Source organism: Rhizorhapis suberifaciens (assembly GCF_014200045.1).
GTDB lineage: Bacteria > Pseudomonadota > Alphaproteobacteria > Sphingomonadales > Sphingomonadaceae > Rhizorhapis > Rhizorhapis suberifaciens.
The window spans coordinates 1-12279 of sequence record NZ_JACHOV010000023.1; the positions used below are offsets into that span (position 1 = coordinate 1).

Annotated in this window: 11 protein-coding genes; 6 read left to right on the plus strand and 5 right to left on the minus strand. The window is 59.5% G+C overall.

The window, feature by feature from the left end:
• The 3 genes from HNQ99_RS16100 to HNQ99_RS16110 form a co-directional block, all read right to left on the minus strand.
• The coding region (locus HNQ99_RS16100; protein WP_184477536.1) for an MmcQ/YjbR family DNA-binding protein at nt 1–212 on the minus strand (212 nt) is incomplete at its 3' end.
• Nucleotides 205–636 (minus strand): SRPBCC family protein, encoded by a 432-nt coding sequence (locus HNQ99_RS16105; RefSeq protein ID WP_184477538.1) that lies wholly within the window; start codon nt 634–636, stop codon nt 205–207. The genes HNQ99_RS16105 and HNQ99_RS16100, both read right to left, overlap by 8 nt.
• 64 nt (nt 637–700) lie before the next feature.
• Nucleotides 701–3658: a Tn3 family transposase gene (locus HNQ99_RS16110; protein WP_184477539.1), complete on the minus strand. Its 2958-nt coding sequence runs from the start codon at nt 3656–3658 to the stop codon at nt 701–703.
• Between the two features lie 138 nt (nt 3659–3796).
• Between HNQ99_RS16110 and HNQ99_RS16115 the strand changes: the two genes are divergently transcribed.
• Nucleotides 3797–4372, plus strand: coding sequence for a recombinase family protein (locus tag HNQ99_RS16115; protein WP_322790393.1), 576 nt, complete (start codon nt 3797–3799; stop codon nt 4370–4372).
• Nucleotides 4373–4382: 10 nt separating this feature from the next.
• Nucleotides 4383–4649, plus strand: a complete 267-nt coding sequence (locus HNQ99_RS16120; RefSeq protein WP_184477543.1) for a hypothetical protein — start codon at nt 4383–4385, stop codon at nt 4647–4649.
• 549 nt (nt 4650–5198) lie between these two features.
• On the opposite strand, the gene HNQ99_RS16125 is transcribed toward HNQ99_RS16120, so the two are convergent.
• A complete protein-coding gene (locus tag HNQ99_RS16125) occupies nt 5199–6119 on the minus strand; it encodes a phytanoyl-CoA dioxygenase family protein (RefSeq protein WP_184477544.1) in 921 nt (306 codons plus the stop codon).
• A gap of 134 nt (nt 6120–6253) precedes the next feature.
• The gene (gene tnpC, locus HNQ99_RS16130; RefSeq protein ID WP_184477546.1) at nt 6254–7603 is read right to left on the minus strand and encodes an IS66 family transposase; all 1350 of its coding nucleotides are present in this window, start codon (nt 7601–7603) and stop codon (nt 6254–6256) included.
• Nucleotides 7604–8075: 472 nt separating this feature from the next.
• Between tnpC and HNQ99_RS16135 the strand changes: the two genes are divergently transcribed.
• Genes HNQ99_RS16135 through HNQ99_RS16150 form a run of 4 tightly spaced genes read left to right on the plus strand, consistent with a single transcriptional unit; the run spans nt 8076 to nt 11972 of the window.
• Nucleotides 8076–9551, plus strand: a complete 1476-nt coding sequence (locus HNQ99_RS16135) for a cytochrome P450 (RefSeq protein ID WP_221232741.1) — start codon at nt 8076–8078, stop codon at nt 9549–9551.
• Nucleotides 9552–9560: 9 nt separating this feature from the next.
• Nucleotides 9561–10310, plus strand: a complete 750-nt coding sequence (locus tag HNQ99_RS16140) for a class I SAM-dependent DNA methyltransferase (protein ID WP_184477547.1) — start codon at nt 9561–9563, stop codon at nt 10308–10310.
• A gap of 42 nt (nt 10311–10352) precedes the next feature.
• A complete protein-coding gene (locus HNQ99_RS16145) occupies nt 10353–11048 on the plus strand; it encodes a sulfotransferase family protein (protein WP_184477549.1) in 696 nt (231 codons plus the stop codon).
• Between the two features lie 24 nt (nt 11049–11072).
• Nucleotides 11073–11972, plus strand: coding sequence for a sulfotransferase domain-containing protein (locus tag HNQ99_RS16150; protein WP_184477551.1), 900 nt, complete (start codon nt 11073–11075; stop codon nt 11970–11972).
• Nucleotides 11973–12279: the final 307 nt, after the last annotated feature.

Below are 12279 nucleotides of genomic sequence, written 5' to 3' on the forward strand. Positions count from 1 at the left end.
TCCCCCCATCGGCCAGGCTCCGGCAGACAGGCATCAGGAAACGTTGCCCGTCCCCATTCTTGTAACGACAGGGGCAGTTTGAGCAGTGCGGTCAGGCCATCAGACGAAAGTTGGGCGAATATCTTTCCACCGACACGGAAGGATGGAGAACCGTGGTGAGGCTGTTCGATCGCACCGGGAAGTGCAAGCGCTCGGGTTCGGAAGTCACTCACCTTGTTCGCTAACGGCGCGGTTGAACCAACCGACGATCATCGCCCAAGCAGCTTCATCCTGGCTTTGTGCCTCGGCAGAGAGATGGCCTTCCGTTGCAACGATCATCTTCGTGCCTGCAGGCGAGGGTATGAAGCTCATATGGATCGTCTTTTCCACCTCTGGCTCCCAATCAGCCTTCCAAGTCCATTCGAGCCGTGTTGGTCGATCAATGGACACGTACATGCCCTCGGCCCCGAAACGCGCGCCATCAGGCGCCTCGAACTCCGCCCGCCAACTCCCCCCGTCTCGGAGATCGGCCGTCCATGATACGGTTTTGTAGACATTGGGGTCGCCCCACCAATCGACGATTTTCGCTCGATCGGTGAATCCGTCGAAAGCCCGGTCTGGTGAACAGCTAACTTCGAAATACTGCTCTGTTGGCATGTCGTCCCCCGGATTGCCTGGCTTGGTATGTTCTATTTGCTCGCTTCCTGCCCTGATAGATACATCAGGCCGCCAACAACGACGGCACCATACGAAGCGGTCTGAGCTGATCCGGCCCCGGTCTATCGTCCCGCTCCCAGCTATAGTCGCCGGTGAGTGCGATGTGCTCCCAACCCAGCGGCGCGATATGGCGGGCCACCTCGTCCGGCGTGCCGATGTCGGCCAATGCCTGTTCGAGATAGCGGATGTTCCACAGGATGATCGCGGCGACCAGCAGGTTGAGGCCGGAGGCGCGGTAGGACTGGTTCTCGAACCGGCGGTCGCGCAGCTCGCCGAGCTGGTTGAAGAACAATGCGCGAGCAAGCGCGTTGCGCGCCTCGCCCTTGTTCAGCCCGGCCTGGGTTCGCCTGCGCAGATCGATGTCCTGCAACCAGTCGAGCATGAAGATCGAGCGTTCGAGCCGCCCGACCTCGCGCAATGCCAGTGCCAGACCGTTCTGGCGCGGATAGGCGGACAGCTTGCGCAGCATCGCCGAGGCGGTGACGGTCCCGGTCCGGATCGAGGTGGCAAGCCGCAGCAGTTCGTCCCAATGCGCGGCTGCATGGTCGTGCGCGATCGGATCGCCGACCATGCCGGCGAGCAACGGCCCAGCTTCCTGACCGGGCAGCAGATGCAAGCGGCGCTCCTTGATATCGCGTAAGCGCGGCGCGAAGCGATAGCCGAAGAATGGCATCAGCCCGAATACATGGTCGGACGCGCCGCCCGTGTCGGTATAATGCTCTTCGATCGACAACCCGGTCTGGTGGTACAGCAAACCGTCGAGGACATAGGGAGCCTCGCCCGCGGTCGCGGCAATCACCCGCGAGCCGAACGGATCATACTGGTCTGAGATATGGGTGTAGAACGACACGCCGGGTTCGTTGCCGTTGCGGGCGTTAATATCGCTGATCGCGGCACCGCGCCCACCGGCGTGGAATTGCTGCCCGTCACTCGACGAGCTGATGCCGCTGCCCCATAATCTTGCAAGCGGCATCGCACGATGTGCGTCGATCAACCGCCCCAGCGCTTCGCCATAGGCGGCTTCGCTGATGTGCCAGTCATGCAGATGGGCGAGCTGGCGCAGGCTGGCGCCCCGGCAACTGTCCGCCATGCGGGTCAGGCCGAGATTGATGCCGTCGGCAAGGATGACGGTCAGCAGCGCGTTACGGTCATCTGCCGGTCGACCCGAACGCCGGTGGGTGAAACAGTCGCCAAACCCGGTCCACGTATCCACATCGAGGAGGATGTCCGTGATCTTCACGCGCGGAAGACGGTCATAGGCGGTGCGGCGTGCAACCTCGGCTGCGGGCGGCGTGATCGCCTTCAGCGGCGAGATCATCAAGCCGTTTTCGTCGAGCCGGACCTGCGGGAGTTCACCTTGCCGAGCCAGCACCGTCACCCGTTCGATCGCGCGGTCCAGTCGCCCACGGCGATCCTCGATATGACGATCGAACCCGGTTTCGATGGCGAGCGGAAGTGGCCCCTTTTCGCGCAACGCCGCGAAAGTGGCAGGTGGGATGAGATAGCTGTCAAAGTCGCGATACTGCCGGCTGCCCGCCACCCAGATATCGCCGGCCCGCAACCGATCGCGAAGCTGGGACAACGCACAGAGTTCATAACCCGCGCGATCGACGACACCGTCGCGGATCACGAACGGACGCCAGCCTGCCGGCACGAAGCGCAGCGGCACCTTGTCGGGCAGGCGCCGTTTCCCGGTGCGGTAGAGATCGGCGATGATGGCAAGCGCATCGAGGATGCCCTGCACGGGGCCGGCGCCGCGAAACGCAAACGCCCGCAGGAATTGCCCGGCGAACAGCCTCACCGTGCGATGCCGCTCGATCAATTCGGCCGTGCGGTCGATCGTCTCGGGGCGGACAAGGACTTCCGCCTGGGCGACAGCGGAGCCGAACCGTTCCCAGTCGAACGGGCCGATCCGCGCAAGGGAGTCGATACCATTGGCGTGAGCGTCGATCAGCACGCGGCAGCTATCGGTCAGGGCGCGCAGATGCCCCTGCATCTCGCGCACCGTCCTGATCGCCTTGTCGCGCGTCCGGTTCTCCGCGCGACGGGTCATGCTGCCGAGGAGCTTGTCGAACATGGTGAGTGCGGCGTCGGTCAGGCTTTCCTCAAGGCGAATGGTTGCGGCCGCAAGCGTCGCGTGACGGCGCATGGCCGCCAGTTCGCCGAGATGTTGCGGCGTGATCCGCACCGCCTCGTCCGCCAATCGATCGAACGCCACCGATGGGATCATGCCGGCACGCGCTGGGTCGAGGCCAAGCGTCCGGACATGATCGAGCCGTTCGAGCAGCCGCAGAATGTTGCGCGCTGCTGGCGACTGCGGTGCGTTGCGCAGCCAGGCCAGCCATGTCGTTCCCTGATCTGACCGCCGTGCCAGCAAGGCGTCGAACGCCACGAGCTTGTCGGCCTCGATGCCTTTGGTCAGGATTTCATAGGTGAGTTGTTCGGCCTGCTGGCGTGCGTGTCGGACGATCGCCTCGATGACATTCGGGGGCGGCAGCAGCACCCGTCGTCGTCGCAGCTCGTCGATCACGGTGCCGGCGAGCAGGAGAGGCTGGGCGACAGTCTGCGCGACCGGCATCGCGAACGCCACGATCGCGCGAAAGCGGTTCCGGTCGAAAGCCGCATGCCCGAAGTGCTGCATGAGATCGGCAAGATGCGCGCGGCGGGTTTCATCGCGACGGGCGTAATCGTCGAACGCCTTCGCCGGCACATCAATCTGCTCGGCGACAAAGGCGAGGATAGAGCTCGGTGGTTTCTCGCCGGCCTCCAGCACGCGGCCCGGCCAACGCATGTAGAGCAGCAGTAGCGCGAACCCGAGCCGGCTCGACGCTCCGCGCCGTTCGCTGACAAGATCGAGATCTTCGCGGCTGAGGGTGAAATGACGGGCGATTTCCCGTTCGTCGGTCGGGGGATCGTAATGCGGGGCGAGCGCCTCGCGTGTCAGCAACCGCCGCCTTGCCATGCGCTACGACCTTTCCAACCCTGTCCGTCAGACGGTCCTCTGGCGGCCAGCATTAATATGTCCGTCAACTCTGGACCCGCGATGGCGATTCGGACAAGAATGCAAATCGATGGGAAAACGGACAGATCGAGACCGACCGTGGCGCTGATCGGCTATGCGCGGGTCTCGACCGGCGACCAGAAGCTGGCGCTCCAGCATGATGCGCTGAACGCGGCCGGATGCGAGCGCACGTTCGACGACCACGCCTCTGGCGCGAAGACCGATCGGCCGGGGCTGGCCGAAGCGCTTGCCTATCTGCGTGCCGGCGACACGCTGGTCGTGTGGAAGCTCGACCGGCTCGGCCGTTCGATGAGCCACCTGATCGAGAAGGTCGGCGAACTGGCCGCGCGTGGTGTCGGTTTCCGATCGCTCACCGAGCAGATCGACACCACCACGTCGGGCGGGATGCTCGTGTTCAACATCTTCGGCTCGCTCGCCCAGTTCGAGCGCGACCTGATCCGCGAGCGCACCAACGCCGGGCTGAAGGCAGCGCGGGAACGGGGGAGCCTTGCCGGTCGGCGTCCGGTCATCACGCCTGACAAATTGCGTAAGGCGCGCGATCATATCGCGGCAGGGCTGACAGTTCGCGAAGCGGCCACGCGCCTCAAGGTCGGCAAAACCGCGCTCTACAAGGCGCTCGAAGGCACCGCTGCTAAAACCGCAGTCAAAGCATGAGGAAAGAGTGATGCACGAACGCGATCCCAGCATCGTCACCTCGAGCCTGTCTGGTTTCGTCACCGAGCAGGGCGTCACCGTGAGAGTGAACATCATCCGGTTGGAAAATGAGCCGGGCTGGTCGCTTGAGGTCGAAAACGAGCATGGAACGTCTACGGTCTGGGACGACCTGTTCGCGACTGATGATGCCGCGCATGCCGCTTTCCGTCAGACCGTCGATGAAGAAGGTATGCGCGCCTTCCTCGACCAGGCTGTCGTCATACCCTTCCGACGTTAGCACCGTCAGCGTTCGCCGTTCGTTCGATCCTAGCGTACGTAAACTTCACTTTCGTGCAGTGACCCCAGTACGCGTGGCCGGAAACGTCGTTAGCCCCAGATACTGCGCGCGCCAATCCCGCATCGACTCGAACCCCGCCGCTTTACAGAGGAAAGGCTACAAACATCCATGACCGGAGTCCCAAAATGTCGAAAAAGCTGCACGCCACACAAATTCAATCACTTAGAAAATTAGAACTGCCAGAAATGGCTGTTTTCCGCCATTCCCGCTACCGCTACTTTTGGGAAAAATGTTACGGGAACCCCGTATCGCATCGCATATCGCCATAGAGATCGAACGGCGAATTTGACCGGCATTGGCTCACAAGATGGAGTGCACCCACGCGACTATAAGGCGGCTGCGGCGCTGGTGTTTGGCGTAAAGTGCAACGTATCGTCGAGGCGCGCAGCTCAGACGATGACGGGGGGCAACTTTCTGTTTGACCGAACCTCAGTGTTATCCGATTGGCCCAAATGCACAAAGGTTGAACTTGAGCCTGCGTTACGTTCGTCAAATCAGCCCGATTGGCGTGCTTTCCCCAATCCGGGCGGCGGCTGGCTCAACATAACCCATCGATCCTCTAGCACCCGCATAACCCAGGAGACACCGCTCTTCGTCAGAGAGGGCTTTGAATATTTCTGGCATGACATTCGCCGGCAAATTCTCGTACTGCCTGAGGAAGGGCAGTATGTAAGAACAGGAAATAGCATGCCGGGGAACCCCCGGCGCGACATGCGCGCCCGCTCCGTGCCATAAACGACCGTCCAAGATGAGCGCGCTGCCTGCCTTGCCCTCCACCGCCACGCTATCCATCGCGATAGCCGGCATGCCACCGTTCCGGAAAGGGTAGTCGGGTGCGGTATTGGGGCTACGCGACCAAGGCGGACGCGGCCAACGGTGCGAGCCTGGAACAACTATCGTGGCACCGTTCGCCTCGGTGAAATCACTGACCATCACGAGGATATTGGCCACATAGACCTTTGACGGATCAAATGGCAACTGGTCTTGATCCGTGTGCAACTTCTGGGCGGTCCTTCCAAGGTTCGTAATCTGAGCCGCAAGACCGGAAAGATTAAACTCGCGACCGCCTAGCACGTGCCGCACGCAAGCCAGAAGATTGGGGTCGTGCGCGATTTCGCGGAATGGCTCACCTTTGTTGTAGAGCATCATCACGATCTGTCGCGGAATCAGGACCGGATCGACAGTTTGGATTGTTTCCTTCGGCAGCGGCTTGTCATTTTCGTCATTCAAGAGAGCAATGCCCGCCAGGCGCTCTGCATGTGCCTGTTCAATCAGCCGCTTGCGAAGAACTTCCAGTCCGGAGCTCGTCACAACGTCGGCTAGGATCGCATAGCCAAATTGATCAAGATCGGCGTTAGCTTGCGATATGTCGCTCGTGGCCGTCGGCAATACCGTTGATTTAGCGTCCATGCGCCCTCTCGCGAAAAAATAAAATGGTTCCTCGGAAGGTTCGAAAGCAGGCTGACGAATAGCTTGATAGAATTCAAGTTGTAAACCCCATTCTCGAGTAATTGCTCACCGGGTTGTGGCTGGTGACAGGCAGATCAGGCGACGGCGAAGTTTCCATCGACGAGGTCCCGGATAGCGTCGAGAGCGGATTTTCCGCTGAGACGGGCGGTACCGGTGACGGAGCGGTAGCCGGCGTGGATTTGGGCGCCCCAGTCCGAGCGGAAGCCGTTGGTGACCTTTCGGAACACGACTGACGGGCGGATTTCACGCTCGGAGATATTGTTGGTGGCCGGCACCTCGCGGTTGGTGAGGAACACGAAGAATTTCGTCCTCCAGGCCTTGATCTGCCTGAGCAGGATGCGGCCGGCGGGATGCGCGACCGGCGCGCGCATCAACTGGGAGAGTTTGGTGTCAGCCTTGGCGGCATAGCTTGCCAGGGTGGAGGACTTGAGTTCGTGTTGTCGCTTGCCGACCCGGATAGCCCATCGCAGGTGATCGCGGATTTTTGGAGCGAAGATCGTATCGCCGCAGTCGATGGCATATTGAACATCGCGCAGTACGTGGGCGAGGCAGACCTGGTGGGCTTTGCCGAGTTCCTGCTGTCCGGCATAGCGATCCGAAATCCAGACGTCGGGCTGGTGACCACCGAGCACCTCTTCGGCAACGCTGCGAGCTCGGCGTGGGGCGATCTTGTGCAGGACGGCCTTGTCCGAGATGAACACCCACTGCCACTGGGTGATGCCATTGGTCCGGGTCGTCGTCTCGTCCGAAGCGATGATCCGGGCCGAGAGCAGCGTGTCGCCAATCGCTTTGGTGGCAGCGGCCATGTCCTGGCCCATGCGACGGAAGATGTCGGCGATGGCGCCTTCGGAGATGACCATCCCGAAGAGTTCGGCCGCGATCCGCGACAGCCGCTCGAAGCCGACATGATGGCTGTGGTGCAGATACGTCAGCAGCGACCGGATTCCCGGCCCGAACGGCGTGCCGGGCGGCATTCCTGCCGGCGCTTGCGCGCGATAGCGTTGCCCGCAGCCGCGGCAGCGACCACCAAAGAGTTCGATCCGCGTCACGATCGGCGCGATCGGCGGCAGATCAATATGATCGTAACGATGCCGGCAGTGCTGGGTCTGCGTCGACACATCGGTCCCGCAATGACCGCAAGCATCGGCGATGACGCGCTCGGTCTTGTCTGGCGCATCCGCCAGGGGCCGTGCTTTCCCTTCGCGTGGCGGGCGCTTGCCTGCCGCCGCTTTGCCGCGCTCCTTGCGGCCAAACTCGTCCTTCGAGGGCGGAATATGGGAATTGGTCGATGTCTTGCGCGGCTTGCCGACCAAGGCCTCCAGCTCGGAAATCCGTGCTGCCATCCGCTCGATCATCTCCTGCTGCTGAAACAGCAGGCTATCCTTCTCGGCTTCGCTCAGACCAAGGCGCGGCGGGATCGACATGTGCAGGGTGAATCAAATCCGCCCCACCTGCGCAACACCTTTCTGCCAACCAGGTGAGCAATTACATTCTCGAAGAGGATGACAAATATGGTTCCATTGCGATGGAACCGATCCTGTCATAAAAACGAAATATATTAGACATGCCTGCGGTCTTTTTCCATTTGTCGTATCGGATTAACGGCGTGCCGCATACCCTATTGCATCCAATCTGCGAATGATAGCTGTTGATAACACACCCAATTGACGACTCGGCAAGGTGTTTTATCAATTGGGTGGGCCGCCAACGAGCTAATAGGAGCAAGATATGAAGAAGCTTATCTCCGCATTCATCAAGCCATACAAGAAAAATAGCCGCAATCTGCGGTATATTTACACATACTAACTTCGTTAACGATGTCCCGGTCGGCGATTTATCGTTGCCCGGGACTTCTATTCTATCGCCATTATTGATGGGTAAAAATGACACGTCTTAATGGCGGCGCTTATCAAATATATCGTCTATAACTTATATCGGTTTCTGTTAAAATTACTTAAGATATTTTTATTCTATGAACTTATATTCATTAATAAGCTCATGAGGTTGTCAGTGTATTCAACTGAAAAATCCCAGAGTGATATTCCTCGTATAAAAAGTAAATTGTTTTCTAATAACTCTTCCCTCTTTAGAAAAGACCCACTTTATTTTTTATCTCAATGCCATTATTTTAGCAGCTGCCTGGTTGAGATTGACGATAACGTATATGTTGTAACCGACCCCGGGCTTATCGAAGCGATTTTTCACGAAAAGGACGGTGTTTTCGTCAAATCGCGCCCAGATGAAGATTTGGGAATGGTCAATTTTCCCGCTTCGGTCATGAACAGTGCTGGTGAAAACTGGCGCCGGAAACGTAAGTCGCTGCAGCCGGGTTTCCATCTCGAACGGGTCGAGCGAGGCGTAGAAAAAACAGTTGAGATCGCGGAGCGTCATCTTGCTCAATGGGGTACGGATGTTTTGCATACCGATGTCAGAAAAATACTGCAGCTTTTATGTTTGGATGTCGGCAGCCAATATCTTTTCGGAACCACGCTCGCTGATGACGAACGCGCTTCGTTTGTCACGCTTGCCGATGCGATCATGGTGAAAACACGCGACCGGAAACGCTTTCCAATCCAGCTATTTGATCGGGCGGAAGCTCGCCTAACTACCGCCCGGCACAATGCGAGCGGCGTTGCCCGTGCAGCGCTCGCCCGCACACAGCAATGGCGCTTAAACAATGGGCGGCCGTTGGTCGAATCCTCAGAAGCGGCCCGGGATGGGACGGACGACTGGTTGTGCGACGAGTTTTGCGCGATGGTCCTGTCTGGGCTGGAGCCTATGGCTGCGGCGCTTGCCTGGACCCTGCACCTGCTAACGCTGCATCCCGATGCCATGCGACGGGTGACAGGGGAAGTCGATGTCGTCGCATCGACGCGGGGCGCTTGGGAATCCTCAGGCGCCGGCTCGCTCGACCTTGCCGCGATGGCCGAGACCATGGCCGCACTGAAGGAAGCCCTGCGATTGTTCCCGCCGGCTTGGCTGACTGGTCGGATCGTCTCCAAGGATACGACGCTGGGGGGCTTCTTCCTCGGGGAGGGCAGCGCGCTGATGATCAGCCCCTGGGTCAATCACCGCAGCGCCCGCCATTTTGACTTGCCCGGACACTATCGGCCGGAACGCTGGCTGGACGGCAAGCTGGAGCAGCGATTGCCGCGCTATGCTTTCTTCCCGTTTGGTGGAGGCAGCCGTCGATGCATCGGCGACCATTTCAGCATGACGCATATGATGGCGATATTGTTCTGCATCTTGAGGCGCTTTGCGTTGAACGCCGCACCGGGTGCCAAGGTACGGCCCTATCCTGCACTCGTTCTACGCCCCATGGGTATAGCCATGATTTTAACACACCGCGCCGCAGACGGCCGGGACAGATAGGAACTGCTGATGACGGTTCGCGCGGTCAATCACTACGATAGCTATGCCGAATTCTACGACAGCTGGCAGGACCACTGGTCGGAGAGCGTCATGAACCCCTGCGTGGATGCGCTCGCGCAAATCGCCGACGGTCGCCCGACGCTCGAACTCGCCGTCGGAACGGGGCGCATCGCCTTGCCGCTTTCCGCGCGCGGGCTTGAGGTTTCCGGTGTGGACCTCTCTGAGGCAATGCTTGAACGGTTGAAGCGAAAGCCGGGGGCAGAGAAGCTGTCCCTCGTTCTGGGCGACATGGCGGACGTGCCATTAGAAGGGCCATTCGGCCTCATCTATTGCGTGGCGTCCTTCAATTATCTTCTAACGCAGGACGACCAGCTGCGCCTCTTCGCCAATGCAGCGAATCGCCTAGCCAGCGGCGGATCGCTGGTGATTCAGACGATTATTCCCAACGAATCGATCTTCAGCGGGGATTTCCGTCTCAATCGCATGTGGGACCTTCCCTCGGGCGAAAACGAAATGGCATCCGTCCAGCTCATGGGCGTGAAAGGCGATCTGGTTTCCCAGGTGCTGGAGCAGCGCATCATCGTAATCGGCGAGCGCCCCAAGGTGTATCACCACCGGATCCGCTACGTATGGCCGAGCGAACTGGACCTGCTCGCGCGGTTGGCAGGGCTCGCGCTGCAGGGGCGATGGAGCAACTGGCAGGAGGACGCCTTCGTCTCCACGAGCCGCACGGTGATCTCGGAATATCGGAAACCCTGACCGCCCATCGTTGGCTACCATAGACCAGATAGGGGAAATGACATGAGCCTTCGCGTTATCGGTGCCGGGTTGGGGCGGACCGGCACCTTGTCTCTGAAGCTCGCGCTGGAACAACTCGGGATCAGCCCCTGCTATCACACGATGGAAATCGCCGCGATGGTGCGCACCGCTCTGCCGCTTTGGAACGACGCCATCAGGGGCGCGCCGGATTGGAACCGGATCTTCACCGGATACCGCGCGACCGTTGACTATCCGGGCTGCCTGTTCTGGCGCGAATTGATGGCACACTATCCGCAGGCGAAAGTCATTCTGACAACGCGCGACCCGGACAGTTGGTTCGAATCGGTCACCGAAACGATCTTTCCGGTTAAACGGAAAGGAACGCTGCTGGGCAGGGACGGCCTTGCGCTCAGCGATTTTCAGCGCAGGGATTTCGGCGACCACATCGGCGACCGGGCATTCATGACCGACTATTTCCGGCGCTGGAATCAGGCGGTCATCGAGGAAGCTCCCGCCGACCGCCTGCTCGTGTTCGACGCAAAAGACGGATGGGATCCGCTCTGCGCGTTTCTTGGCATTGCCCGCCCCGATGCCGCTTATCCCTGGCTGCACGCGCGCGAAAAGAAATCGCGCTGGATGGCGTTCCGCAGGCGGTCAATGCCGGAGCAGAAGCCCGACGAGCTTGAAAGCAATGTCCGCAACTATCTCGACGACCTTCGCGAATCCACATTTCGTTGACGCATGGAGCCCGGGGAGGCCGACATGGACACAAGCTACCGCCCTCGCAAGAAACAGGAATATACAAGCCGCTTTTTCGATTCCACGATCTGGAATGATCTGAGATATCGCGATGATGACGTTGTTGTTGCAAGCTACGCCAAGGCCGGAACGACCTTAGTTCAGCAGATCCTTGCCCAGCTGATTTTTGACATGGACGAGGAAGTGTCTGTTTCGAATATTTCGCCGTGGCTGGACTCGGTCTATCCGGAAAAGAAAGTAAAACTGGATCTGATCGCGGCGCAAGATCACCGCCGTGTTTTCAAGACACACCTGCCCATCGATGCGCTGGTCTTCTCGCAGAATGCCAAATATATTTACGTTGGACGTGACGGCCGGGATATCGTCTGGAGCCTTTACGATCATCAGGTCGCGGTCAGCCAGGATGCGCGGTTGCCCCTGGAGACGGGCGCGGGTTCCTCCGGACGTCTGCGGGTGGTTGCTCCGCCGCCGCCCTCGATCCTCGATTATTTCGACACCTGGCTCGAGAAGGATGGCCATCCGTTCTGGCCTTTTTGGGAAAATGTGCAGTCCTGGTGGCAGGCGCGGATGCTGCCCAATGTGCTGTTCGTGCACTATTCTGATCTGATCGCGGACTTGGACGAACAAGTCCGCAGGATCGCAGCCTTTGTAGAAATCCCGCTGGCCCAAGACAGGCTGCCGTTGATCTTGCGCAACTGCGGCCTCGACTACATGAGGGCGCATGCTGGCAGGTACGTTCCTCATGGAACGGGCCTGTGGAAGGAAGATGGCAAGGCGTTCTTCAACAAGGGACAAAACGGAAGGTGGATCGGCATGCTCCCGCCCAAGGCTAATGCCAAGTTTAAACAGCGTGCGATTGCTGAACTTGGCATCGATTGCGCGCGATGGATGATGTCCGAATAATGGGGGCCTGGTCGCTGCAAGGAAACGCCCGATCGGAAGGTCGACACGACCTTCAACCGCATTCTCAATAATACCAAGTTCGGCGGATCATGACCCATCTGCCCAAATTCGTAGGTCGATGGACATGATCCGCCACGGTTGATCGACGAGACGGTTCCAGACGAAGCAACAATTGCACTTCCCGGTGCGATCGAACAGCCTCACCACGGTTCTCCATCCTTCCGTGTCGGTGGAAAGATATTCGCCCAACTTTCGTCCGATGGCCTGACCGCACTGCTCAAACTGCCCCTGTCGTTACAAGAATGGG